At 45.3% G+C, this 26,461-nt stretch carries 20 protein-coding genes and 2 pseudogenes; 10 read left to right on the top strand and 12 right to left on the bottom strand.

Going from position 1 to position 26,461, the window contains the following annotated elements; all coding sequences use genetic code 11:
* Positions 1-358 precede the first annotated feature (358 nt).
* Positions 359-2,521: a ShlB/FhaC/HecB family hemolysin secretion/activation protein gene (locus tag QUA83_RS09780; protein ID WP_333292838.1), complete on the top strand. Its 2,163-nt coding sequence runs from the start codon at positions 359-361 to the stop codon at positions 2,519-2,521.
* 286 nt (positions 2,522-2,807) lie between these two features.
* Here the strand turns inward: QUA83_RS09780 and QUA83_RS09775 are convergent, their stop codons facing one another.
* Positions 2,808-3,251 (bottom strand): hypothetical protein, encoded by a 444-nt coding sequence (locus QUA83_RS09775; RefSeq protein ID WP_333292836.1) that lies wholly within the window; start codon positions 3,249-3,251, stop codon positions 2,808-2,810.
* A 46-nt stretch (positions 3,252-3,297) separates the two neighbouring features.
* Entirely contained in the window at positions 3,298-3,528 is a 231-nt protein-coding gene (locus QUA83_RS09770) for a DUF433 domain-containing protein (RefSeq protein ID WP_333292835.1), read from the bottom strand.
* Between the two features lie 238 nt (positions 3,529-3,766).
* Between QUA83_RS09770 and QUA83_RS09765 the strand changes: the two genes are divergently transcribed.
* The 5 genes and pseudogenes from QUA83_RS09765 to QUA83_RS09745 all read left to right on the top strand — a co-directional run.
* Positions 3,767-4,384, top strand: a complete 618-nt coding sequence (locus QUA83_RS09765; protein ID WP_333292833.1) for a Uma2 family endonuclease — start codon at positions 3,767-3,769, stop codon at positions 4,382-4,384.
* Positions 4,385-4,490: 106 nt separating this feature from the next.
* Positions 4,491-7,445, top strand: coding sequence for a two-partner secretion domain-containing protein (locus QUA83_RS09760; protein ID WP_333292832.1), 2,955 nt, complete (start codon positions 4,491-4,493; stop codon positions 7,443-7,445).
* A gap of 65 nt (positions 7,446-7,510) precedes the next feature.
* Complete coding sequence (locus QUA83_RS09755) at positions 7,511-7,708, top strand: hypothetical protein (RefSeq protein WP_333292831.1); 198 nt, start codon at positions 7,511-7,513, stop codon at positions 7,706-7,708.
* A 21-nt stretch (positions 7,709-7,729) separates the two neighbouring features.
* Positions 7,730-7,882: pseudogene (locus tag QUA83_RS09750) on the top strand (ISKra4 family transposase); the annotation flags it as partial.
* Positions 7,851-8,045 (top strand): annotated as a pseudogene (locus QUA83_RS09745) (IS4-like element ISSysp3 family transposase); the annotation flags it as partial. The pseudogenes QUA83_RS09750 and QUA83_RS09745, both read left to right, overlap by 32 nt.
* Before the next feature lie 90 nt (positions 8,046-8,135).
* Here QUA83_RS09745 and QUA83_RS09740 read toward each other — a convergent pair.
* The gene (locus QUA83_RS09740) at positions 8,136-9,161 is read right to left on the bottom strand and encodes a hypothetical protein (RefSeq protein ID WP_333292829.1); all 1,026 of its coding nucleotides are present in this window, start codon (positions 9,159-9,161) and stop codon (positions 8,136-8,138) included.
* Between the two features lie 77 nt (positions 9,162-9,238).
* Here QUA83_RS09740 and QUA83_RS09735 point away from each other — a divergent pair, with 77 nt between their 5' ends.
* Positions 9,239-10,651, top strand: a complete 1,413-nt coding sequence (locus QUA83_RS09735) for a hypothetical protein (protein WP_333292828.1) — start codon at positions 9,239-9,241, stop codon at positions 10,649-10,651.
* A 190-nt stretch (positions 10,652-10,841) separates the two neighbouring features.
* Here QUA83_RS09735 and QUA83_RS09730 read toward each other — a convergent pair whose 3' ends face one another.
* From QUA83_RS09730 to QUA83_RS09720, 3 genes are read right to left on the bottom strand one after another with little or no spacing between them, the layout of a single operon-like run.
* Complete coding sequence (locus QUA83_RS09730) at positions 10,842-11,078, bottom strand: hypothetical protein (protein WP_333292827.1); 237 nt, start codon at positions 11,076-11,078, stop codon at positions 10,842-10,844.
* Positions 11,066-13,567: a protein kinase domain-containing protein gene (locus QUA83_RS09725; protein ID WP_333292825.1), complete on the bottom strand. Its 2,502-nt coding sequence runs from the start codon at positions 13,565-13,567 to the stop codon at positions 11,066-11,068. Before QUA83_RS09725 ends, QUA83_RS09730 begins: the two co-directional genes overlap by 13 nt.
* Positions 13,561-14,007 carry a hypothetical protein gene (locus QUA83_RS09720; protein ID WP_333292823.1) on the bottom strand — a complete coding sequence of 149 codons (447 nt, stop codon included), beginning with the start codon at positions 14,005-14,007 and terminating at the stop codon, positions 13,561-13,563. The genes QUA83_RS09725 and QUA83_RS09720 overlap by 7 nt, the downstream gene beginning before the upstream one ends.
* A gap of 203 nt (positions 14,008-14,210) precedes the next feature.
* On the opposite strand from QUA83_RS09720, the gene QUA83_RS09715 reads away from it, so the two are divergent.
* The 3 genes from QUA83_RS09715 (at position 14,211) to QUA83_RS09705 (ending at position 15,245) form a co-directional block, all read left to right on the top strand.
* Positions 14,211-14,345 carry a hypothetical protein gene (locus tag QUA83_RS09715; protein WP_333292821.1) on the top strand — a complete coding sequence of 45 codons (135 nt, stop codon included), beginning with the start codon at positions 14,211-14,213 and terminating at the stop codon, positions 14,343-14,345.
* 330 nt (positions 14,346-14,675) lie between these two features.
* On the top strand, positions 14,676-14,891 hold the full coding sequence (locus QUA83_RS09710; RefSeq protein WP_333292892.1) for a glycosyltransferase: 216 nt from the start codon (positions 14,676-14,678) through the stop codon (positions 14,889-14,891).
* 84 nt (positions 14,892-14,975) lie between these two features.
* Positions 14,976-15,245, top strand: coding sequence for a hypothetical protein (locus QUA83_RS09705; protein ID WP_333292819.1), 270 nt, complete (start codon positions 14,976-14,978; stop codon positions 15,243-15,245).
* Positions 15,246-15,408: 163 nt separating this feature from the next.
* Here the strand turns inward: QUA83_RS09705 and QUA83_RS09700 are convergent, their stop codons facing one another.
* The 6 genes from QUA83_RS09700 to map all read right to left on the bottom strand — a co-directional run bounded on the left by QUA83_RS09700 (position 15,409) and on the right by map (position 26,447).
* Positions 15,409-17,694 (bottom strand): FdhF/YdeP family oxidoreductase, encoded by a 2,286-nt coding sequence (locus QUA83_RS09700; protein WP_333292817.1) that lies wholly within the window; start codon positions 17,692-17,694, stop codon positions 15,409-15,411.
* 253 nt (positions 17,695-17,947) lie between these two features.
* A complete protein-coding gene (locus tag QUA83_RS09695; protein WP_333292815.1) occupies positions 17,948-23,155 on the bottom strand; it encodes an nSTAND1 domain-containing NTPase in 5,208 nt (1,735 codons plus the stop codon).
* A gap of 572 nt (positions 23,156-23,727) precedes the next feature.
* Complete coding sequence (locus tag QUA83_RS09690; protein WP_333292813.1) at positions 23,728-24,087, bottom strand: hypothetical protein; 360 nt, start codon at positions 24,085-24,087, stop codon at positions 23,728-23,730.
* Between the two features lie 344 nt (positions 24,088-24,431).
* Positions 24,432-24,590 carry a hypothetical protein gene (locus QUA83_RS09685; RefSeq protein WP_333292811.1) on the bottom strand — a complete coding sequence of 53 codons (159 nt, stop codon included), beginning with the start codon at positions 24,588-24,590 and terminating at the stop codon, positions 24,432-24,434.
* A 131-nt stretch (positions 24,591-24,721) separates the two neighbouring features.
* Entirely contained in the window at positions 24,722-25,414 is a 693-nt protein-coding gene (locus QUA83_RS09680) for a response regulator transcription factor (protein WP_333068795.1), read from the bottom strand.
* Positions 25,415-25,619: 205 nt separating this feature from the next.
* Entirely contained in the window at positions 25,620-26,447 is an 828-nt protein-coding gene (gene map, locus QUA83_RS09675; protein WP_333102021.1) for a type I methionyl aminopeptidase, read from the bottom strand.
* Between the last annotated feature and the right edge of the window lie 14 nt (positions 26,448-26,461).

Here is a 26,461-nt window from a genome sequence, read left to right as displayed (position 1 = left end):
AAAAAGATTATTGAGAATGGTGCAATATCTCAGTTGTAGCGCGTTTCTGGTTTACCCTGGCGTCCAGGACTATTCTGGTCGCTGCATTACCATGAAAGGGTAGGTTTTGCAACCAAAAAAGTTTGGTTTTTTTACTGTTTACGATCGACTTACACGATATTTTTTCGGATAAGAACCCGGTTGAAGCGTAAGTCTTGGGAAATGAACAGCCGTCGATCGACCTTTTGCTTTGTAGCCGTCGCCGAAACTGTTGGCTGCGACGGCTGTTTCCTTTTTTTGCTGTTAAGATTGATTTTTACTTGAGGGTGCTCTATTGCGGAAAATATTTTCACCCAATTATTCGAGATAATTTGATTCTATGGCTTGTCGATCGCAAAAAATATTTTTATTCGCTGGTATTTTGGGGTTAGTTGTGTTGGCAAAACCAGCGAAAACATCCGCTAGCACAGTTGAAATTTTGACCTCAAATGTTGAGGATTTGGCAGCAGTTAGCAGCAGAGGCGATCGAGCTTTCCTTCCCGATACTAATCTTGACAAACGCGAAGACTTGCCCGTAAAAGACGAGGAAACCCAGTTACCCGCTGAATCAGAACACTCGGTGGCGGCGGAAACTCCCGACTTACCGCCTTCCTCGGCAAATTCAGTCGATGTGACATCTTACACCATTCTCAAGAACAGGCAAGATGCCTGTTCCACAACGAGTGAGTTTGATTGTGGGGTGGGCATCCTGCCCGCCGGTAACAGGCTTATTGACAAGGGTGCAACATCTCAGACCGATCGCACATTCAGCACAAAAACTCAAGAAACCGAGATTTTTAACTCCGATCAAAAACTAGAAGAAAGTATTGACCGAAAAAAAATTGATTTGGGTATCGATCGAGCCTCGCAACTCAGCCAACTGCCCAACCCAATTCTGCCGCGAGAACCAGAATTACCAGCTCCTGAGCCGCCGCAACCCCCTGCGCCGTCTCCCCTCCCACCAGCCCCGCTAACACCTGTTCCCGGCGATGATAGACCGGGGATTATAGGTACAATTAGGGTCGATCGCTTTGAATTTGAGGGCAACACAGCCTTTAGCGATCGCGAACTCGCAGAAGTTACGCAACAGTTTGCGGGCCGCGAAATCACCTTTGCTGAACTGATCGCAGCCGAAGCAGCCGTCACGCAAAAATATGTAGCCGCAGGATACATCAATTCCGGTGCTGTAATTCCCGCCAACCAAACCTTTCCGAGAGAAGGAGGGGTGGTGAAAATTCGGATTGTAGAAGGCGGATTAGATGAAATTGTGATTACTGGAAACAGACGCTTAAATTCAAATTACGTGCGATCGCGCCTAGAACGCGCTACCAGACGCCCCCTCAACCGCTCTCGGTTGCTGGAAGCCTTGCAACTGCTGCAACTAGACCCCTTAATTGCTAATATTTCCGCCGAATTGCAAGCCGGAAGCCGCCCGGAAAACAGCCGCTTAGAAGTGCGCGTCAAAGAAGCAGACAGCTTTAGCGGTGAAGTGTTTGCAGACAACAATCGATCGCCCAGCGTCGGCAGTTTTCGGCGCGGTGTTCGCATCAATCAAGCAAATTTGCTAGGTTTGGGCGACGGATTAGAGGTATCTTATGCTAACACCGACGGCAGCAATGAATTCAACGGCAGCTACACAGTCCCTGTCAACGCGCGCAACGGCACAATTGGGTTCGCTGCAAGTGCTGCTAGCACTAATATCATCGAGGAACCGTTTGATCGTGCACAAATCGAGGGGAAATCGCGGACTTACGAATTAACTTACCGTCAGCCGATTGTCGAAAAGCCCGATCGCACTTTGGCTTTGGGACTGAGTTTTTCGCGGCAAGAAAGCGATACATTCCTGTCAGGGGAACGATTTGCGCTTTCGGCGGGAGCAAATGAGCGCGGCGAAACCCGGGTTTCGGCTGTGCGCTTTTTTCAAGAATACGTGCAGCGGAGTTCCAACCAAGTGTTCGCGGCGCGATCGCAATTCTCCCTCGGCACTAATCTGTTCGGCGCTACTGCGAACGATAGCGGGCCCGACAGCCGTTTTCTGGCGTGGCGCGGACAAGCCCAATACGTGAGGCTATTAGCGCCCGAAACCTTGCTGATAGTGCGTTCTGACATTCAATTAGCCGATCGCCCCCTGCTTTCCCTCGAACAAATCGGGATCGGCGGCGTTCAAAGCGTGCGCGGATACCGCCAAGATTTGCTGTTAACTGATAGCGGTGCGATCGCATCTGCTGAAGTGCGAATTCCGGTTTGGCGTGTCCCGCAAGTCGAAGGTTTGTTGCAAGTCGCTCCGTTTATCGATTTTGGGGTAGGGTGGAACCAGTCGGAGGAAAAGCCGAATCCTGACTCGGATAAACTGCTGGGTGCGGGTTTGGGGCTGGTTTGGCAGATGGGCGATCGGTTGAATGTGCGTTTAGACTACGGCATTCCTTTGATAAATGCTCGATCGGGCGATCGAACTTTGCAGGAAAAAGGCTTATACTTTCGGATTAATTACTTTGCTTTCTAAATTTTAAGTTGGGTTGAGTGCGATCGAACCCTACGCTTCGCTTCGCCCAACACTTCTCAAAATTCTGATTTATAGCTATTAAAAATTTATTGTCCGAGTATATAACTATCAACTACGAGATAAGCTGTTCTGCATTTAAATGGTATGTCAAAAAATTTTAAAGTCTTGTGGGGAGTAGGGGTTGGGCCTAAGAGCCCGCCCTCAATCTACAATTTAAATGCGCGACAGCTTAACCCTTGAGTTAAGCGGCATCGCTGCGGGGTCGGCTTGAAGGAATTGTTAGCCCTCAAGGCCGCGACTGGCTAATCTCTTCAAGCACTCCGGTTTGACCGTTGTTACATTTTCCAACTAGCAGCGAAATTGTGCTTGAGTAATTTTTCATAACAGAGAAGCGTGTAGCAGTAATGCGTACATTCTTGCCTTCAAGTGAATAAACAATTTTAGAGTAGGTGCTGTAGTCACCACGGGCTTTTGCAACGGGCATGGCTGCACGAATTAGGTCTTTATATTTCGGTGCTGGAAACTCCAGGGTTCGCTGCCTCCCACCTGGGTAAGTCCGCACATTGCGAATCAGTGCTGTGTCGCAGTAAAGATCAGCTACGGCTGGATCAAATGCGCGCTCAAGCGATTGATAGTTAGCAAACACTTTTTCAGCTTTGTTTAGCTCGTTAGCTAGCACCGGATTTGTAAATAGCAAAATGAAGAGAATAGATTTCGTTAAGATTTTCATGAATAGTCCAAAGATTAAAATTAACGGCTAATTTATAAAAGTAATTTCATGCGGATAAGGTCGCGGTCATAAACCGACGCTCTCGGTCAGCAGCATAAGCAATGCAGGCTTTTAAATCTTCTCGCGTCAAATCTGGAAAATCATCAAGAATTTCTGCTTCGCTCATCTCGGAAGCCAGGTACTCAAGCACTTCATAAACCGTAATTCGCAAGCCGCGTACACAAGGCTTACCACCGCGTTTATTTGGTTCTATCGTGATGTGGTTTCGGTAGTTCATAAAAAAGCTTGGTAATATTGTGTTCTCGACCTTTGCAAAATCTTAGCCTATGGCTGTGGATCTGGCAAGGTTGTCAGTTATTTTTAGCGCTGACGGTCAAATTTGATTAAGTGGCGGTTTCGATCGCTACTTGGGTCGCGAGGGGGGACGCTCGCACTGATACGATCCAAATATATAATTATCATGGCACCGGAAACGATATAAATCCTAACCTAGTTAACAAAAGAGAGCTTGTCTTATGGTTCAGACAAAAACTAAACTAACATTTGCAGATTTTCTCGAAAAGTACCCCGACGGATCTGGCATCTACGAACTTGTAAATGGAGAGATTGTCAAAGTGGAAGCAACCAGAGCTCATAAAAATGTGGCACGATTTCTTGTTAAGTCTTTCGACAGAGAAAGCGATCGCTTGGGGCTTGACTATATCGTTGACAAAGATATAGTTTTGAGAACTGTAACAGCTTCAGGACAAGAACAAGGCAGAAATCCTGATGTTGGCGTGGTTAAGGCATCAGTATGGAACAGCAATGTACGTGGCTACGGAGCTCTTACCGAACCTATCCAATTAGCAGTAGAAGTTACCTCAACTAACTGGGAAGACGACTATGTGGATAAGCTAGATGAGTATCAACGCCTCGGCGTTTGTGAGTATTGGATTGTGGATTATTTAGCGATCGCTTCTAGGGCTTATCTAGGAAATCCCAAAAATCCCACAGTTTTCGTTTACTCTTTGGAAAATGGCAGTTATTTAGTTCAAAGTTTTACAGGTAATGAGCGCATTATCTCTAAAACTTTTCCTGAACTAGAAATCACAGTCGAGCAACTTGTACTCAGCAGCCAAATTCAAAACATTTAGAGAAACGAGATGAGATTACACCGATATTTTTTGTCCTGGAAAAAGTGTTTTTATGCCTCCCGTCCATTACTCTTTACTATTTGCACCATTCTCAATAACAGGCAAGATGCCTGTTCCACAAAGAGTAGATTTTATTGTGGGTACTAGGGGTTGGGCATCTAGCCCGCCCGTAAGTTACTCCCTACTGTTTGCTTTCCTGTTGCTATTTCCCACTTCCGCGATCGCCCAAATCATCCCCGATAATTCCCTGGGCGCGGAAAGTTCGCGGACTGTCCCCGATACTATCAACAACTTACCCTCAGATAGAATCACTGGCGGCGCAACTCGTGGCGTTAACCTCTTTCACAGCTTGCGCGAATTTAACATCCGTGAAGGGCGGGGAGCTTATTTTGACAATCCCAGCGGAGTCACCAACATATTCACCCGCGTTACGGGCCCAAACCCCTCAAATATTTTAGGAACTCTGGGAGTTTTAGGCAACGGGAATTTATTCTTAATTAACCCGAAAGGAATTATATTCGGGCCGAATGCGCGGTTAGATTTGCGCGGTTCGTTTATCGGTTCAACGGCTGACAGTATTGTGTTTAATAACGGCTTTGAATTCAGCAGCACCAACCCGCAAACCTCCCCGCTGTTAACCGTTAATATTCCCGTTGGTTTAAGATTTAGAGACAATCCCGGTGCAATTGTCAACCAATCGACGGCTTTAGGAAAGGTAAACCTGCCAGCCTCTGCTGTGCCAATCCCAATTAGCGATCGAGTTGGTTTAGCAGTAGAATCCGGTCAAACTTTAGCACTCATTGGCGGCGACATCCAACTCCAAGGTGGCAATTTAACCGCCAGCGGCGGACAAATTTTACTCGGTAGCGCAGCCAGTCCCGGTTTAGTTAATTTCGCACTGACAGCGGGAGAAAAGGGAAATTTAACTTTAAATTATGATAATATTCAAAACTTCGGCAATATTCAAATATCCAATGGAACACTGATCAACACCAGCGGCATTGGTGGCGGCAGAGTAGAGTTAAAAGGTGGAAATGTCGCCCTCAGCGGGGCGCGAATTTATGCGCTGACCCTGGGAAATATTGATGGTAGAGGTATCGATATCAGCGCTCAAAAGTTGCGAGTGGAAAACGGCACGCAATTTTCTACCCTGACTCTAGGAGATGGTGCAGGAGGTAATATCAACTTCCGCGCTGCTGATTCAGTAGAAATGATCGGGCTGGGAGTTGAGGGCTATCAACAGCTTGCAATTAAATATTTGGTATCGGGAACTACAGACCCCTTTGACCCGCTAATGATGCTGTTTAATGCTAGTGCTGGTGCTGGTTCGGGGGGCGATATTACGATCGACACCGGCCGCCTGCTCTTCAACAATGGGGTAGTAGGTAGCGGCATCACTTTTGGGGGTGGAAATGGCGGAAATCTAATCATTCGCGCCAATACTTTTGAGATGGTGGGTTCTGGAATTAACAGCGGGACAGCTAAAGAAAGTACCGGTGCGGGAGGAAGCATTAGTGTTGATGTCGCGAACTTAATTATGCGCGATGGTTCTATTCTCGGTACGACGAGTTACAGCAGCGGCCCGTCGGGGAATATCAACATTAAAGCTGCTGAATCAGTAGAATTGTCTAACAGTGGCCCGCCAACAGTTGTGTCAAGCGGAATTAGCACCCTGAGTATCGGCTCAAACGGAAGGGCGGGGAATATTAACGTCGAAACCAAGCGGTTGACTCTCTCTGGGGGTTCTGCGTTTACAGTAGGAACGGGTGTTTTAGTGGGCAGGTTTTTGTTTTCAGAGGATGGGGGGCCTGCTGGAAATTTAACAGTTAGAGCTACTGAATCAGTAGAAATTTCAGGTATTTCTCAACTTTTGACCAGCGGAATTCAGAGTGCTAGTGCGCTGAGTTCTGGAACTTTGAGCTCTGGTCGGGGCGGAGATATTCGCATTGATACGCCCAGCCTAACCGTGCGGGATGGGGGGGTAGTTTCTACGAGTTCTTTGGGGGTGGGAGATGTGGGGAATATTACTGTTAATGCCGATCGCATTGAGGTCAGCGGTAGCGGAAATAATGGTCTATTTATCAGTACAATTGATGCTTCGGTGGGCAAGATATTTGGTACTAACTCCCAGGCGACGGCAAATGCCGGTTCGTTGAATCTGAATACCGATCGACTAATTGTCAGAGATGGAGCTACAGTGACAGTGCAGGCTACGGGAACCGGACGGGCTGGTAATATCAATGTTGTCGCAAATTCGATCGCTCTTGATAACAAAGCGATGATTGACGGCACGACTGTATCGGGTACTGGAGCAAATATTAACCTGCAAGCGCGAGACATCCAATTGCGCCGCAACAGCCGAATTACCACCGATGCAGGCACTTCTGACGGCGGCAATATCAACATCAACAGCGACATTCTTGTCGCCCTCCCGCAAGAAAACAGCGACATCACAGCCAACGCCCGCACAGCAGGCGGCGGCCGCGTCAATATCGATGTCCCCAATGTCTTCGGTTTTACAGCAGCGAGTCGCGAACAAGTCAGAAGCAGGTTGGGGCTTAGTGACGCCGAATTTGCAGCGTTGCAAGTAAGTCCTACATCTCTGCTTAAAAGCAGCGACATCGCCGCGATTTCCCAAAGTGGCGGCCCGGCTTTGCAAGGGGCGGTAACATTTAGTTCTGTGGGAGTCAATCCCGTTCAAGGTTTAGTGGAACTGCCACAAAATGTGGTCAATCCGGCTGCGTTAATTGCTGCAAATCCCTGCATCCAAGGGGCCGAGAACGAGTTTACTGTGACTGGTCGAGGGGGATTGCCACCGAGTCCTCACGAGGTTCTCAGCAGCGCTCCATCGCCGTTTGCGTGGGTGGAGCCAGCGGTAGGTGGAAGTCCGCAAATAGAAACCCAAAGAGCATCCATAGAAGAAATTAGCCCCAAAGAAATTATGCCCGCTCAAGGTTGGGTAATGGACGATCGAGGACAAGTAAGGCTGGTAGCCTATAATTCGGGTGGTGGTGCATCTCTTCGCAGTCCGAAACCGACGGGTGTTTGCGTACCTCAATAGGTAATCTTCAGCTTTTAGCTAACCCCTTGCTATTTTGCTAATACTAAATTAACCAGACTTCAAAGATGCAGCGTCAATCTTCCGCCCTATTTTTTGCATTTTTACTGCTGTTTCCTTTCCCTGCGATCGCCCAAATTATCCCCGATAATAGCTTTGGTACAGAAAGTTCGCGCACAGTTGGCGACACGATTAATAACGGGTGCATCTCATTTTTCCAAGTCTCTGAAAAAATATCTACAGTGAAAAACTTAGTAAAATCGTAAAAAAAGCATAAGGTAAAGAAAATGACACCCGAAGATAAACAGCAGCTAAAAGCATACTTAAAAGGGGCAGCAGAAATTCTTCACAGAAATACAGAGCCAACGGATCTGTCAAGTTTTGAAAGTATCGAGAAATCTCTACGTCAAAAAATTACAAAACCCCTATCCTCCCGCCTCCTTGCCTGGGGCTACTTGGTTAATCGCTCGACTTGGGGGTTGGTCTGGTTATAGTTCTCAAACACATCCCGGAATGCCTATGCTTGTTCATAGACTCCGACAGTTTGAATCCATTTTTTTGGGATGGAAACTAGCTCAGAATCAACTTCTGTGTACACGGTAGGGGACTTGCGGGGGGTGAATTGGACTTTTGCAAGAACTCTACTGATGACTGATGACTAATGACTCATGACTAATGACTCATGACTAACCACTAATGATTTATGACTGCATCAATATACTGCTGAACTTCCCTGAGTTGCTGCCGCTGGCATTCGATCCAATCTTTTTCCGCAGCTCGCTGTTCCGGCGTCTCTTTCTGATACCGCGCCTGCTTCTCTAAAAAAATGTTGTAGAATTTAATCGCTTTTTCAACTGTTTGAATTGCCAGTTTCATGCGCTCCTCAAAAATTGCTAAAATCACCTTGTCTAGGATTAAACCAATCACTTTACAGCACTCTTCAAAATCGACTAAACTGATTCCCAAATTGCTTTTATGAACCAGAGTCTCTACAGGTTCTTTCAGCGTTTCTTTAAAACTCTTCATATAAGAATCGGGCAAATATTTCAGTGGCTCCGTAAACTTCGATACAATCTCCCCGCCTAGTGATTGTAGTCGCTCTCTAAATTTAGACTGACTGTTTAGGTCAAAGCATTCAATACAAAGTTCAATTTTTTCTATATCAATAGATTGTAATTCTTTAAAAATTAAACTTAGTTGATTCTCCATAATTAAAATCACTCGCTCTGCCTGGGAATCAACTTCATTCCGCAACTCTTTGTGCAAGTTATCTTTTTCAAAAAAACCAATAGTATCTCTTTGAAAGACTTGAGAGTTTTTATCCCACAAAAACCAGTGATTTTTTAACTTGGTTGCCTTGTCGCTCCAAGATTTGCGAACTTTAGCAACAGCATCATATTTGCCCTGTTTTCCTAAAGTGCGAATTCTCACATCGCATCCGCTTAGTTCGCCAATTTGCTCCCAGACATCAACAGGAGATGCTCCCGCAATTCTCGGCTTGCTATTCCAGACATCCTCAGCCTGAGATACATCTTTGAAACATACCTGAAGTAGCTCTTTGAGTCTGATGGCAGATTGCTTAATTTCGTCAATACAAGGTTCCACATCTAAACTGAGTTGGGTAGCTGACTGTTTAATCTCCACGGATTGATATTCGTCTGCCAACAATCGATCGCTAAACAGGGTAATAGCCTGGAATGCCTTGAGATACTCATTCATTTCCTTTCATCTCTCGTTTCCCTAAACAGCATACAATACAAAACATCTGCCTTTTTGAATGGAAACTGAGCCACAACATGGATTATATATTCACCCCTGCAACTCAGGCGCTACTCAATAGTGGCAACCTTGTACAGCCTGCTACCAAAACAGGAAAATTGCTCCCTGCTGCTAGAGATCCGGTGACAGGGGAGTTTGTGGAGCTCGCAAAAATTTTTTATCAATCAAGAAGTGAAACTCTATCCTCGCGCGGAGTTATAGGATTGCTGGCACAGTTAGCCGGAGGTGGCCCCATACAGCCGCTGGTAGCTCCCGTGTACGTCACACTGGCGCCGTTGCAGGTGGCTCAAACTCATCAGGGGTTTCAAAAAATATACAGAATGCTTAACTGTCTGAAAATTAATTTGGCAGTGATGCAAGCGACTGCTGCTGTCATTGGTATTGGCGCTGTATCGAGCACAGTTTTGTCAGCAGTAAACCTCAACCAAGTATTAAAAATCCGAGAAGAGGCAAAGCACCAGAAGCTAAAAATTAAAGACGGATTTATTGATCTCAGACACATCCTCAAAGATAGAGGAGTAGAGGTGATCCAGCAGATTTTTAAGGTGGCTCACGACTCAAGTTTTGAAATGCACCGCCAGAAACTGGTTAACGGTTATGAGATTTTTTCTAAAGCTATCAAACGCTGTCAGTCAGCCCTGACAGTGCCAGATCTTAAACTTCGGAATTCCGAAATTAATAGCGGGCGGGATATGCTGTTTGAGGCTTTAAAAATTTATGATAATTCTAGTTTGTTGGAGGGGCTGTGTTGTGCTGGACAGCTCAGGCAAATGGAATGTGTTTGGGCGATCGAGCAGGCGATCGGGGTCACGTTTCACTTGCAGCGGGCCTACGATATGGTGAGCGATCGCCTGCTGGAACTCCAATCAAAAATTTGTCAAAATCTTCTAACTGTTGTTAAAGGATGTCAATCCGAACCAGAACTAGATTTTTTATTTCCTGAAGTTACTAGGATTCTCGGTCATGATTTAAGTGTAATAGAATTTTGGCAAAATGAGGTTGATTGGATACAAACTTTGTCTCCAAAAGAGCAGCACCAGTTAGCTAGTTTAGATAAACTCACCGGCGAGAGTTTAAAAAGCAGCGTGTACACTACATTCGCGGTATTAGCTCCGGAACCTTCACTTTATGAAAGTTTAAAGCAAAAGTCTCACTTTCTATCCTTGCGCGACCAGCTAACCTTCGCTGTGTCGCCGGAAATCCGCCGGAGATACGAATTTTATGTCAGCCAGCAGGCGATCGCTACTGGCTATCAAGGTTTAGCTGCCTCGAATTGGCAAGAAATATCCGATTTAACTGTGGCTAACCTCTACCACTTTTTTCAAATCCGAGAGAACTCAACTGAAAATTCTCCAACTGAGGACGAATTAGAAACGCCTTATTGGCACTTTCCCCAAACCTTAAAAAGCGAGCTGAATTACAGCAATTAAATGACCAATGACTAATGGATACAGTTGACTGTTGACTGTTGACTGTTGACTGACTTCTTCAGTCGTAGACACAACTTTTCAATTGTTACACTATCTGTAGTAGTAAGGTGTGCACTGCCCACCCTATAAGTATAGTCTGTGCGTCAATGACTATTTTTCCTTCTTCCTTCTTCCTTCTTCCTGACATCCGTTACACAATCCGTTGCCGAACTTCCTTCTTCCTGATATCCGTTACATCCGTTACATCCCGTACATTGCTCGTTGCCGAACTTCCTTCTTCCTGATATCCGTTACATCCGTTACATCCCGTACATTGCTCGTTGTCGAACTTCCTTCTTCCTTCTTCCTGACATCCGTTACATCCTTTACATCCGTTACATCCGTTACATAATCCGTTGCCGAACTTCCTTCTGATTACCTCAACCACAACTTAATAGTATTGTCTTTAGAACCGCTAGCAATAGTTTTGCCATCGGGACTAAAAGTCACCACATAAACCTCATCGGAATGTCCCGTCAAAGTATTCAGCAATTCTCCCGTAGCAAAATCCCAAACTTTAATAGTTTTATCCTTGCTCCCGCTCGCAATAAACTTCCCGTCCGGGCTGATAGCAACCGAGACAATATCGTCAGAATGTCCATTGATAGAGCGAATTAAATCTCCTGTTTCGATATTCCAGATTTTAATACTTTCATCGTAGGAACCGCTAACAATTGTCTTGCCGTCCGGGCTAACAGCAACCGACCTCACCGCGTCGCCGTGTCCCTCAATAGTTTTGAGCAACGCCCCTGTTGCGACATCCACAACTGTAATTTTTTTATCCTTAGAAGCGCTAACCAAACTTTTTCCATCTGGAGTGAAAGCAACAGAATAAACAAAATCTGTATGGTCTGGAAAACTCTGAATCAAACGGCCAGTTGTTGCATCCGAAATCTTTGTGGTTTTGTCTCCGCTGGCACTAGCCACAAGCTGTCCGTCGGGGCTGAGGGCGACAGACCAAACAGAAGCAGTGTGGTCGAGACTGCGAATCACTTGCCCTGTTTTCAAATCCCACAACATGACTCGCCAAAAACCGGTTCCAGTCGCCAGTTTTGTACCGTTTGAGTCAAAAGCAACAGACCAAATAGTGGAGGAATCTCCTGGAAAAGTGCGGATCGACTTGCCTGTAGCTAAATCCCAAATTTGGATGGTTTTGTCTTTAGAACCGCTGGCTAACATTAAGCCGTCTGGACTGAAAGCAACAGACCCAACTGCATCTAAATGCTGAGCGAAATTTTTGACTTTGGCGTTCTTCCAGCGCAAACCTGCTTGGCACTGTTCTTGTAACTCCTGAGCGGACGAATAGGTGGTGGAAGTGTCGGCAATTGTTGGTATTTGGCTGATGCAGCCTTCATAATTGCTGGCTTTATAAAAAGCTTCAATTTGATTGAGCTGTTGGGATTCTTTCTGGGCTCGCTGCTGCCATTCTTGCCACTTGAGATATCCGTAAACTCCGCCGATCGCAGCTAAGATAGCCGCAATTGTTGCCCCGGCAAGATAAGGATTGAATTTGCGAGTTTCTTTGGGGACAAGTGCTGCTGGGCTGGAGCTCGACAAATCGGTTTTTCCGTTCAGATTTACCTGCGAGGATACCACTGGACTTGCCTGCAATTCGAGGTGAGGGGCGCTACTCGGTGGTGGCAGATTGGGGTTGCGGTGTCCCTCCAAAACTGTGGATATCGCCTTGTACAATTTAGCAAATAAAGATTTAGGAATGACTAATTCTTCGATTTTCGCGGCATCTTCGTCGGTAAGCCCTAAAACTTGCTGCAAGCGTTTTAACTCGTCGCGAGTTTCCAGAGAAAAGGGATATTCTTGCTGCATTGCTTCTTGCAGTGATTGTTCGTAGCGTTCGCCTTTTTCCCTGTATTTCCGGTAAGGGTTCAATACCTCATCTTCGATCGCCTCTGCTTCTTCTGGCAGCAATTCCAAACTGACGCGCAGTTCATCTAATATTCTCCGACCGACGATTGTAATATCACCCCGGCTGCTGCTGCGCCGATCGACTTCTTCGCGATATATTGTTAGCTTGGGAATCCGCGCCCGCGAGCGATCGCCAATTTTCCTCAAATCGGCTAAAGCTTCCGCCGCCGACTGGTACCTCTCCCGAAAATCGTAGCGCACCATATTGTCCAAAACATCGGCCAGCGCTTGGGAACAGGTGGCTAAATGCCGCCAAACAATTTCGCCTTTATTAGAATTTTTCAAATCCCGCAGTTTCGGCAAATCGTAAGCCGGCAAACCCGTCATTGCTTGGATGCCAATCATTCCCAAAGCGTAGATATCGCTGTTTAGTTGCGGGTTGTATTGAAATTGTTCGATCGGCATATATTCCAGCGTGCCAATCCGCACAGTTACTGGCGCTTGTCTTTGCGCGATGTGAATTTCTTTCACCGAGCCAAAGTCGATTAAAACTAACTTGTTGTCGGAATAGCGGCGAATTAAATTAGCCGGTTTAATATCTCGGTGAATTACTCCCTGTCCGTGTACAAACACTAAAATTTCTAACAGTTCCTTCAGCAAAGGAATCATTTTTTCTTCAGTTAGAGGTTTGCCCGGTACAATCTCGGTTGATAGCGAGTGACCAGCAACAAAGGATTCAACTAAGAAAAATTCTTCATTTTCTTCAAAATAAGCGAATAGCTGAGGAATTTGGTCGTGTTGACCGAGCTTTTCTAGAACCTCAGCTTCTTTTTGAAAAAGACGGCGCGTAGTATTAATTAATTTCGGTTCGGTAGTACCGGGACGCAGGTGCTTGACAAAGCACTGCGGTTCTCCGGGACGGCGAATATCTTTGGCCAGATAGGTTTGCCCAAATTCTCCTGTTTCTATGACTTCAATGATTTGATAGCGTCCATCTAAAAGTTGGCTCACCATGATAATAACGCAGCCTTTTTTTGGTTGATTTTCGCAAGAAACAGTTGCACTGTTGAGTCAGTTGTATAGCCTTTTTCAAATAAATTAGGTGTTCCTGAGCATTGGCAAAACAGGGCATTGGGCATTGGTAAAACAGGGCATTGGCAAAACAGGACATTGGGCATTGGCAAAACAGGGAATTGGGTATTCGGAATAGTTGTTTCTTTCTTTCTTCTTTCTTTCCTTCTTTTTTCTTTCCTTCTTCCTTCTTCCCTCTTCCTTCTTCCCTCTTCCTTCTTTCCTTCTGACTTCTGACTTCTGACTTCTGACACAGATGTTGCACCATTCTCAATTACTTGTTTAGGAACAGGCAAGATGCCTGTTCCACAAGAAAAATCATTCTTTGTGGAACGGGCATCTTGCCCGTTCTTGACAATGGTGCAACATCTGTGTTCTGACATACTTTATCTTTTCAACATTTGCAAAGCTTGATATCCCAAAAAGAAAAAACCCAAAGCGCCGAGTACCGCTATCGTGTTCGCAAACACATCGGCTGTAAAAAATTCGCCCATTGCACTCTCCTCTGACAACTGATATCTATCCTCGGCTTTTCGGTCGCTGTCTGGGTGAGGGGTCTTGCCCCTCGCTGCGAGCGAGCCGAAAGATGCTCACAAATTATAGCAAAAGAGGCGGTCAATCGATTTTAGATTTGAGATTTGAGATTTTAGATGGAAGCATTGACTGGCGCGAGATGAATCCGGGGGCTTGTATCCTGGATGCTTTCGGTCAATCGATTTGAGATTTGAGATTTGAGATTTGAGATTGAAGCATTGACCCCAGGGATGAATCCGGGGGCTTGTATCCTGGATGCTTTCGGTCAAAATAACTTTTCGGGCGATCGACTAGCTTTTTGTTTTAATATTTTTTAATATTTAGGGAGACAAATCGTGTACCGAAATTTTGAGGTCAGTTCGCTTTGATATTGTTAACCCTGCTAATTTTTTCTCTCATTGTAAATAGAGCTTACACTAAGAATTTGCGCCGATCGGTCAAAAATGCGCCTTGAACTGACAGAAGTTCCGCGAGGCCCTCACCGGAACCCGCCGCGCAGTTCCCTAAAGTTTCGGTAATCGTACCAGCATACAACGAGGCAGAGAATATTCGGGATGGCGCGATCGCCATGAGGGAGAGTACACCGCTGTCTGTGGACAATTTAGAGGTTTTAATTGTAGACGATCGCTCGACAGACGACACCAAGGCGATCGGGCCAACCCTGCAACAGCATCTCAACGACTCCCGGCTTAAAATATTAGCAGGTCAATCGATTTTAGATTTGAGATTTTAGATTTTAGAGGCGACCCCACGGATAAATGCTCTTTCTTGAGGATTTTAGATTTTAGATTTTGGATTGATTCCACGGATAAATCACGTGGCGGATACCACCTTTGAAATTCGCTTGTCAGCCGCGACCAACCAACCAATTACCTGGTTAACTATCTGTTTATCCGTAATCGTAATTTTGCAGCATTACACTTTGCGACACTTCGGTACCCAGATTTCTGAATGTCCTACAAAATACTGGCGGTTGGGAGGTTTGGGAGGTGCGTTAGTGCCGGCGATGGCGATCGGTTCTGCGATTAAAACTGAAACCAGTTGGGGATGCACTTGGCGCGGTAGAACTTTGCAAATTAAGAGTTGATTAAAACTTGCATATGGGCAGGCAAGATGCCCGACCCACAAAAAATTAACTCCTTGTGGAACAGGCCTCTTGCCTGTTCTTCCAAATCCTCTAAAATGTGAGTTATAGAAGAAATAAGGCAGAAGAAATAAGGCAGAGCTAATTCTAACATCAGTTACTTCCGTTACATCCGTTGCCCAACTTCCGCGTATACAAAAGCAGGTACGCGCTTGTAAGCAGGCGTGCCCGATCGCTTTTCAATCTCCGGGTGAAAAATCACATTAACTTCAGGATAAAACATCAAAGCAGCACCCTCACGAACCGCCCCGTAAATCACCTCGACATTTTCCATTTTCCCCACATTGCCCTGCACCGTAACCCGCTGATGTTCTTGAAAACCCGTGCTTTCTGCATCCGCACGATTCATCAAAATGCAGTTGCGGTGCGGCATTCCCCGGTACTTGTCATCAATTTTGTAAACCACAGTATTATGCTGAGAATAGCTGCGTCCCGTCATCAATGCCACCACAATACCCTGTGTTGATTCTGATGCGCCAAATTCTTTCGCTTCGGGTAATTTCAGCTTAGGTAAAGGCGTGACAAACATCTTCGCTTTCCCAGACTCTGTAGGGAATTTAGGTTCTGTAAAAATGCGACCGCTGATAGTAAATTCCTCTTTGGTTTCATCAATTGTCGCCATCTTTTCATAGCCAGGAATAGTTTTAGCAATCAATTGCCGAACATATTTTGTGTCTTGCAGTCTGCGCCAATCAACAGGGAAATAGCCGTGAATTCTGCTGGCTAATTCTGTCAAAAAATGCACTTCAGAAATCAAATCAGAATTCTGGAGATGAGTTTCGCCCTCATCATTTAAACGCACAAAGTTATTGCCAGATTCCACCGTTGTTTTGTGGGGGTTTTCAAAGCGATTCAGCACGGGGAGCACAATTGTATTGTGCTTTGCCAATCCGCTAAAATGCCCTAAATTAGGTTTGGTTGCGAGGTAAATAATAGTTTCAATTTTACCTAAAGCTTCTTTTGCCTGATTTGAATCTGGATTCGCCCCGTACAAATTACCGCCCAGACATATCAGTGTATCGACTTTGCCTGCATCGGCTGCTTCAATGAGCGATCGAGTGTCGTAGCCCTTAACAGGACTGAGGGGACGATTCAATAACTTTTCTAAAGCTTGTTGAATTTCTTTTTTCAGCTTCACAGTGACGCCCATAGAGCCGAATCCTTGGACGTTTGAGTGTCCTCTGACGGGCATTAATCCCGCCCCTTCTTTGCCGACATTTCCAGTCATCAAGGCTGTGTTGGCAATGCTGAAAACGTTATCTACACCGTTATCGTGTTGGGTAATTCCCATCGCCCAACCGAAGACAACCCGCTGGGACGTGCCGATAATTTTGGCTGCTGCCTCAATTTCTGCTTGGGAAACCCCGCAGGTTTTAGTAATAGTTTCCCAATCGGTTTCGCGGGCGTGCTGGACTACTGCTTCCCAGCCTTCTGTATAGGCTTGTAAGTATTTTTCGTCCAGCAATCCTTGTTCGATGATAGACTTTTGAATGCCAACAAAGAGCGCCGTATCGCTGCCGGGAATTGGTTGCAAGTATAAGGAGGAAATATCGGAACCGGGGATGAGCGACTTGACTGGAAATGCGGGAGAACCAAACTTAACTAACCCGATTTCCATCACCGGATTGATTACAATTATCTTACCGCCTTTGTCGCGAATTTTAATCAATTCGTTCATCAAGCGGGGATGGTTGTAGGAAGAATTGCTGCCCGCGAGCACAACGCAATCTGCTTGCTTCAAGTTTTCTAGACTCACTACCGAGGTGCGGGTAGCAAACATTTCGCTTAAGCCAGTTGTCGAGGGAGCGTGGCAGAGATCGGAACAATCTGCTAAGTTATTGGAACCCATCGCCCGCATCATCAATTGCAGCAGAAAAGCCGCTTCGTTGGAAGAACGGCCAGAACTGTAAGATGCCACTCTTTCGGGGGTTTTGCGAAAGGCAGCTTCGGCAATTTGATAAACTTCTTGCCAAGAAATGCGATCGTAATGAGAGGAACCAGCCCGCAAAATCATCGGAAAACTCAGCCTTCCCAACCTATCGGCTTCCATTGAAGTTAATTGCTGAAGTTGTGCAATACTCTGCTGTTCAAAAAATTGAGTTGAGATAGCCGGCTTGATTTCAGCGGAGATTGCTTCGACGCTTTTCATGCACCGCTGAAGTTTTTCGCCCTCTTCATTTGTAAAACCTCCTTTCTGCCCGCCAGTGCCCCAAGAACAGGACAAACAAGCACTTTTGTGCAGCAAAGTTTTCCAAAGTTTCGGGCCTTCTGGGGACAATGTATGTTCTGCCCAATATTCTATTACGGGCAAACCGCCACCTATCTCTGGTGTTTCCTCGTTTGTCTCGTTGAATGGCGGGATTGGTTGGACATTTTGGGAGTTGACATCCATGTGGTTTACCTTTTGTTTGAATGGCGGATTGATATGCTGTTAAGTTTATTAGTCTAATTTACTGCAAATTTACAACACAAAAAATTCGTCAATAGATAGATGTTTTAAGAATACCCGGCGGTTTTAACCGCCGTCTTATCTTGCAAAAGTCCTTTTAATTAAATTTTCGGGCGGGCTAGAAGCCCAACCCCTACTCCCCACAAGAAAAAATTATTTTTGTGGGATGGGCTTCTAGCCCCTCCTAGCTTAAGGTTTACTTCCTCTTCTTTAATGCCTGCTTCCCAAACCCAAGACACAGCAGTCGATCGCCCTCAGCAACATTCGGGTCATTCTGCAAATAATCTCCCAACCATTCGCAACTGCGAGCAATGATATTATTCAGTTCCAAATTCTCCACAGGCAATAGAATTACATTCCTATCCCTACTAGCAAAACCCAGAGTTTTGCTATCAGAACTAAAAGTAACACTCAACACGCGATCGCTCGATTCTAAAGTCTTAGATAGCAGCGCCTTCTTGCCGTCAAAATCCCACAGCTTAACAGTATTTCCCCCACTCGCCGCCGCAATCAATTTGCCGTCGGGACTAAAACTCACGCTTTCTACAGTATCGATGTTGTCGAGTTTTTCAGTTAAATTCGCCACCTTTCCATCAAACTCCCACAAGTAAACTTTTTTGTCACCGCAAGCAGCAGCAATAGTCTTACCGTCGGGACTAAAACTAACATTTTTAACGCTGTCTTGGTGGTCGAGAGTTTTCAGGATTTTCGCCGACGAACCGTTGAACTGCCACAGGTAAACTCTCTTTTCTCCAGTAATTTCAAAAGCCTTTTTCTTACCGCTTGCCTTGTCCTCAGCAGCGGTAGCAGTAGCAATAGTTTTGCCGTCGGGACTGAAGCTAACGCTAATTACTGGATTGCTGTGATCGAGTTTTGTCAACAAAGTTGCTTTAGAACCGTTCCAGCGCCAGAGGTACAATTTGCGATCGGCACTTGCGGCGGCAATTATCTTTCCGTCGGGACTAAAACTTACGCTTCTAACAATGCCACTGTGGCTGAGAGTATCTAACAGTTTGCCGTCTAAACTCCAGACTTTCACTGTTTTGTCATCGCTCGCCGAAGCAACAGTTTTATCATCAGGGGAAATACTCACCCAGGTAACATAATCCTGGTGACCTTCTAAGATTTTAAATAAACTGCCGTCAGCCCGCCAAAGTCTCACTGTTTTGTCGCCACTAGCAGAAGCAATTGTTTTGCTGTCAGCGCTAAAACTGACTTTGTAAACCCAGTCTCCGTGTCCCGATAAAATCTTATTTAGCGGAGTGCTGTCTGGTTTCCAAATTTTCACTATTTTGTCCTTACTTGCGGAAGCAATAGTGCCGTCACCGCTAAAACTTACGGCCCTTACGTCGTCTTGATGTCCTCGAAAAGTGTTGAGCAAAGTGCCGCTGCGACTCCAAATTTTTACCGTATCGTCTGCACTGCCGGTGACAATTTGTTTGCCGTCGCGACTGAAACTCGCGCTGACAACTTCATCGTTGTGTCCTTTGAGAGTTCTGATTTCCTCACCGTTTCGATTCCAAATTTTGGCTGTGGTGTCGGCACTTGCTGAGACAAGTTCTCGACTGTTTGGACTGAACTTAATGCTGTAAACAATGTCATAATGTTTGGTTAATGTTTTGGGATTAATTTTAAATTTCTGGGTTTTACTTTCTCGGTTCCAAAGTTTTACAGTTTTGTCAACACTTGCTGAGGCTATTGTTTGGCCGTCGGGACTGAAACTGACGCCGAGTACCCAGTCTTTGTGTCCGGTTAAAGTTTGCAGCAATTTTTTGTTCGCAAGGTTCCAGATTTTGACGGTGTTGTCGTGACTGGCGGAAGCTAGGGTTTTGCCGTCGGGACTGAAACTGACGCTGGTGACGATATCGCGGTGGCCGGATAAAATGCCGTGAAGCGAAGCTATCCCGTAGGGAATCGCACTTTTGTCGTTATCTACTTGCCAAATTCTAATTGTGCGATCGGCACAACCAGTCGCGATCGTTTTTCCATCGGGACTAAAACTAACACTCGTCACGCTATCTGGATGATTGAAAGTCTTTAATAACTTACCTTCTTTGCTCCACAATTTAACAGTTTTGTCAGCACTTGCCGAAGCAACTGAATTGCCATCGGGACTGACACTCACATCCAAAACAAACTTGCTGTGCTGCTCGAAACGGTTGCGTTCTTGCACCCCGGAAACTGCTTGTCTGAGTCTTTCAGCAATTTGAGTTTTTGTCTCCACAGGCAGCGCTGTACTTTTCAGAGAATCACGACCAATTTTGATACTATTTTCCAACACTCCTAATTGGTTTTTTTCATTAGAAAGCACCAAAGCTTCCGACGCCGAATTTAGGGCATCAGTCCGGCTTTTTTCTGCTTCTTGCCGTGCGCTTTCTGCTAATTTTGCTTGCTCGAAAGCCATCCCCGAAACACCTGCGAGTACAAGCACTCCTAGAACCGCCGCCCGCAATTGCCATCTCCGAGTTTGGTAAAGTTGAGCTTCCGCTTGGTACTGTTTGTCTCTAGCTTCCGACAGCAAAGCATCTTGCTCTCTGTCTTTGCGAATTTGTTCAATTTCATCTCGGTTAATTTGGTTTTGCTTTCGCAGTTCCTCAAATTCGGCCTTTTTATCTAATTCTTGCTGCTGGCGAATGAAGCTAACTAAATAATCGTGAACGAGCTGATAAAGCTCTGCTGGCAGTTCCGTCCAGCGAAAAACTAAACCAGAGTTTACTAACAGTTCTAAGACTAAATCTAATTTGTCAGCTTCAGCAAATGTCGCTAAATTAGAGGCTAATTCGGCGCGGGTTTTGAGGGGACGAATCTGCTCTTCATCTGTGAGTAAGTACAATACTCTGCGTGCAGCTACTTCATTCTCTGGGCCGCAATCTTTGATGACTTCTTCGAGAAAATTTTCGACTAATTTTTGTTGCGGATTGTTGCCCAGTTCCTGATATTGACTTAAAGTTCTAATATTTTCTTGTTGCAGTTGAGCGCCGACAAGTTGTAGTTCGATCGGGCGGACTTCTCCTAATTCTCCAGCTAAATTGTTGACTAATTCTTCGATCAGCTCCGGTTCTAAGTAAAACTGCGCTCGCTCAGTTAAAGTGCGAATTACCGATCGCGCATCTACCAGCGAAAAATTTCCCAAATAAAACAGAATGTTTTTGCTGAGAATGTCCTCTAAAATATCGTTGTTAACGAATCCTGTCTGGTTTTTTGGTCGGGAAAATTCCAGCAAATAGTGCAGGTAATCTTCCCGCAAACACAGGACGACTTTTAAATATTTAATTTTCAAGCATTCCCGCAAAAAATCAAAAAATATCTGCCTTTCCCCTGGCTCTTTCCATACAAAAAAGAATTCTTCAAATTGGTCAAATATCAGAACCGTGACTAAATGTTCGGAGTTTCTTTGCAGCTCCTTGATAATGTTTTCGTATTCGATCGCCTGTTGTTGTATGATTAATTCTACTGGCTGTGACTGCTCCCCTTGATCCTCATTATTTCCAGCCGAGCCACCGTGAAATCCCGAAATAAGATTTCCCTTGACTTCGCCTGCTTCTACGGTCAAATCTACCGGAGCAGTTTCTGGTAAGGCTTCGGAATTTTCCGGATCGAATATTTCAGCTTTCCCCGCAGATAACTGTCTGGTCAATTCCCGCGGCCAGTTGTTGTAAACTTGCAGCACTACGGGCAGAACAGTCCGCATTTCTATTTTTTTTTGTTTGAGAGCTGGTACTAATCCTCCCGTGACTATTGAACTTTTGCCAACTCCAGACTGACCGTAAATTACTGTCAGTTTGTCGGGGGTATTGTTCATCCTATATATCAAGCGGTTGAGGTCTTCCTCTCTGCCGGAAGCTGTAATTTCGTCAGCAATAGTAGCAGCGCCTGCAATAGTTTCGGCGACGGAATTAACCGCTTCTCTGTGCGGCTGCAACTTTCCGGCTCCAATAAAAGCTCGGAACCGATACGTGTGTTCCACCGCTCGATAATCTTGCTTAATTTGAAATGCTTCGAGATATTCTCCCCGCTGAAAATAGAGCGATCGCAGCATTTCTAAAACCCGCAAATACAGTTGCGGGTTGTAGCAAGGTTCGGTTTCCGAGCGAGCAACCTCTAAATGTGCGATCGCCTCCTGCACCTCACCCAACTGACTCTGCGCCTCTGCTAAAATTAACAGATACAAGCCTAGATGCTGCGACTTTACATGGGTTCCATGTCCCGTCGCTTCTAAATTTGATTTGAGAACGTCTAGAGCGATTAAAGCCCATTCTTTCGCCCCTTGCCAGTTCTTTTGCTCTAAGGCTACTCTCGCCAAAAAGCCGTAATCTTGAGCCAAATTAACTGCTGAATTTTTCATATTTTCATGTAACCTCCGAGCTTTGATAGCTAAATTCCAGAGTGCGTCCCAATCTTTTAAATGCTGCAATACTTCGCCAAGTTGATTGATGAATATACCAACGGCATCCGGCCGCCCCGCGCGTTCTAAAACATCAATACATTCCTGAAAATAATTCTTAGCTTCCGTCCAGTAAGGACGGTTGCCACTGCGATGTTGTTCTGCTTGGAAGCGGTAGCAAAGACCGATGTGGAATAGCATAATTCCTTCTAACACTGGTGCTGGGTGAACGGTAAATAACAAATCGCTAAATTCAGTTTTTTGTCCAATCAATGCTACTTGATGCTTCCAAAAACTGAGACTTTTTTGATAAAATTCAATAGCCGCAGGGATGCGGTGACAAGCATATTCGTGCCTACCGCGAATAAATTGCAAACTTGCTTCAATAGCGGGTTCTAACCTGATGTTGCAAGTTTGCAAGTCTTGGCTAGCTGACTCTAGTTCACTCAAAGAATTTGCTCCGAGAATGGCAGAATTAGTTAAACGCCAATTGCCACTTTCTAAAATGTTGGAAAAAATGCGATCGGCACTTTTGCCCAGGAAATCCACCAAGTCGTCGGGGCCAATCACAAATTCAACACTTGTCGTCCAAGTTTCGATATCTGTTACTAACCGAATCAGTTTTTTTAAAATTTTGTCTGTCACCCACAGCACCACCGGGAAGGGAAAATTATTCCGAAATTCTTCCCTCACGTAGTTGGTAGAAGTCAGCAGGCGATCGATCGCGCTTACCGATTCCAATCCAAACACCATTAAAGCTGCCGGATGGCTGCAGGAAATTTTGGTTTCTATCGTCGTGTAAAGAGTTTTAACAGATGGCGGGAGAACAATTTCTCGAAGCTCGATCCCAGACTCCTCCCGCAATTGCCGTGCAATTTGCTCTCTCATCGCACTGTAATTGCACCGTACCAAAATCAGCGAAAATTGCCCCTGAGACATTCTCAGAGTCCGGGAGAGAGTTTGCAGCGAACTTTTGTTTTGCTGGGCTGCGGTGTCTTGCTGGCAGTGCGAATTAATCATAATTAATATTTGAAAAATTTGCTCAGGATAGGTGCTGTCAACTGCCGAAAAAAGGAAGTTCGGCAACGGATTTTTTAACGGATGTAACGGATGGAAGTTTGGTAACGGATTTTTTAACGGATGTAACGGATGGAAGTTCGGCAACGGATTTTTTAACGGATGTAACGGATGTAACGGATGTAACGGATGGAAGGAATCGACTGCTGGGGGAAAGTGCAATTAAGAACTTCATAACCGTTTTGGCGGTTGCTCTAAGTATACTTTTACCCCTTTTTACGTTTGCCAATGAGAGCGAAGAATCACATGATTAATTTTATTTCTGCCCTTTTGGGCGATTTCCCATCACTGGGAACTATCAATTAGTTAAGTTTATTTCAGCCTGCATACTTATTATTTTAGCCGATCGCCATTAAAGCATACCCAAAAAAATACATACTCTGTTATTCGCCTATTCCCAGCAAAATCAACCGGATTTTACTGAAATCTTGATAATTGCTCCAATTCTACCCAGCAAAAGAGTCTTTGTTTGCGGGGCTCCCAGCCATCGCCCAAATCGCCCAAATCCAATTCAGTTATTCGCATATCGCTGAAATCCGGCATTCCTTGCTTGACTGACCCCTTGCCGCACTGAGATAAACTACGGGGGGCGGCTCATCAATTACAGCTTGAAGATTTTTTGTCATAAATTTACTAATCTCCATATCTAAAGTAGCTGTAAAATCAGGTTCATCCCAATCCTCGCTTTCTTCAATGCTGATGGTGGTTGGTGGCCCAATATCAAAATCTAGCTCATCGCCAAAATCCGAAACTTTCTTAATTGGCTCTATTTTCTGACCTGTATCAGTGGCAAAAGCTTGAGCTGTATTGGCTATTAATACGATCGGCAGTGCTACTATGGCACTTATTGTTTGTCGCGCCGTGATTTTCCTCATGGTATCCTCCTGGTATAAACTAAACTTTGGTGCTGCTATACATTCAACATCTGCGGCTACTTTAGAGCGTTGTGAGTCGGTTTTAGATTTTAGATTTTAGATTGACTCCACAGATGAATCTGAGAGCTTTAACTAGGGTCTAAAATTGTGGGCTGCTTAACACTCCGGCAGTTCGCAAGTATCCGTTTTTGAGCAGAGTCATTAATTAATAGTGGCTTGTTTTTCCACAGGATATAACCTTATCTGTGACTGTTTTTGGCAAGTTTGCTTAACGGAGCATATCCGGTCAACTGTTTGCCTTTCTATTTACTACGTGAAAACTCTTAAACAGTCAGGTTTTCCCGTTAAGTAATTCCCCAGCCTTTGCGAGTGTTCATCTCAGACTTAAAGCAAAGTGGGTGAGAAGTCCGCGCGTGCGTAGCTATCCCGTAGGGAATCGCACACCAGTTTTCGCACACCAGTTTTCGCACACCCGCGCTGCCACCAGCAAGCTGATGTGACATACCACAGCCGCCGGATACCTGTCAATACTTATATCTTAACATTTCTAAGTTGTTGCATAATTCTCGTTACCAGGAAGAGCCTGGTAACGCAGCTTGGCGAGGCACAGCCTCCAGCCAAGTCGAGAGGACTCCTATTTCGTCAAGCCGTGTTCGAGGGCGAAGCGAACTAACTCAGTACGGCTGTTAGTACCCGTCTTGCTAAACAAACGGCTGACGTACTTTTCCACATTACGCACGCTAGTTTCCAAGCGGCGGGCAATTTCCTTATTCATCAAACCTTGAGCAACCAAATCCAAAACACTTTGTTCTCGCGGAGTTAAATCAATTTTAATCGGCGAAGGACTTTGGGCGATCGAACTCCGCCCACTCAGCAAAGACTCAATTCTCGCCATTTGGCTTGTTAAAGCAGCAATATCTGGACTTTCAGGATTTTCGCTTGTCTCCTTAGCAGCCGCACGGCGGGCTAGCAAATTGGTTACTATTGCTACTAATTCGTCGGGATCGAAGGGCTTAGAAAGATAAGCATCGCAGCCTGCTTGATAGCCTTGAATGCGATCGCTCGTCATTCCCTTAGCCGTCAAAAATACCACAGGCAAAGCCTTATAGCGAGGATCTTCTCGCACTTGCTTGAGAAATTGATAACCGTCCACCTGGGGCATCATAATGTCTGAAATCACCAAATCGGGATTGTACTGCTGCAAGAGTTCCCACCCATCGCGAGCATTACTGGCAACCTCAACCGCAAAATCGCTATCTTCCAAATAAGCTTGTACTGCTTCCCGCAAGCCCGGTTCATCATCTACCAATAATAATCGTGCTGACATAGTTGTTACCCTTACGCTTTACCACTATTTTTTAATTTAGCCGAATTTAACTCTTCTTGTCACTCTATCCCTCGAAGGAAGTTAAAAAATTGTTGTTTAACTCAAGAGTTTTGAGTTAGGTTTTGATCTAACGATTAAAAAGTTCTTAAATCTTTAATTCAAAACTCAAAACTCAAAACTCAAAATTATTCTTGAACCCTTCCACTTAAACTTTGGAACGATCGGTCAAAATTTCGTAACCAGTTTCCGTCACCAACACAGTATGCTCAAACTGAGCCGACATAGCATTGTCAACCGTTACAGCAGTCCACTTGTCAGAAAGCGTCCGAGTGTACTTAGAACCGGCATTCAGAATCGGTTCGATCGCCAATGTCATGCCCGCTCGCAATTTCACGTTCGGCATTTCCCGCGTGCGGAAATTGAAAACCGACGGTTCCTCGTGCAAATTTCGCCCGACACCGTGGCCGGTAAACTCCTCAACGATGTTAAAACCGTTGCTTTTGACATGATCTTCGATCGCACCAGCCAAATCGAGCAAATAGGCTCCAGCCTTCACTTGTTCGATGCCTTTGTATAGAGCTTCTTCTGCGACTCGGATTAATTTTGCCGATTCGGGAGTCACTTCCACAACTGCGATCGTAATGCAAGAATCGCCGTGAAAACCTTGGTAATATGCCCCCGTATCTACCTTGAGAACATCTCCGGCCCGAATTACTTTTTTGGCGCTGGGGATGCCGTGAACAACTTCGTTATTAATGCTAGAGCAAATCGATCCAGGGAAACCGTGATAGCCTTTAAAACTCGGAGTTGCCCCCATAGCACGGATGCGTTTTTCGGCATAAGCATCCAAATCAGCAGTAGTCATTCCCGGTTTCACCATTTGGGAAATTTCTTTGAGTACCGTTGCAACGATTTTCGCTGCCTGCCGCATAATTTCGATTTCGCGTTCAGACTTAATTTCAATGCCTCGACGCTGTTTTTTGACTTGGGGTGCTTGAGTTGGGCTAGAAAGCAGACTGCTAAAAATATTCATGTATTGATTGGCGA

The organism is Microcoleus sp. K1-B1 (genome assembly GCF_036704705.1).
Taxonomy (GTDB): domain Bacteria; phylum Cyanobacteriota; class Cyanobacteriia; order Cyanobacteriales; family Microcoleaceae; genus Microcoleus.
Note: the sequence above shows the minus strand (reverse complement) of the source record. Positions and strands in the feature narration are given on the sequence as shown.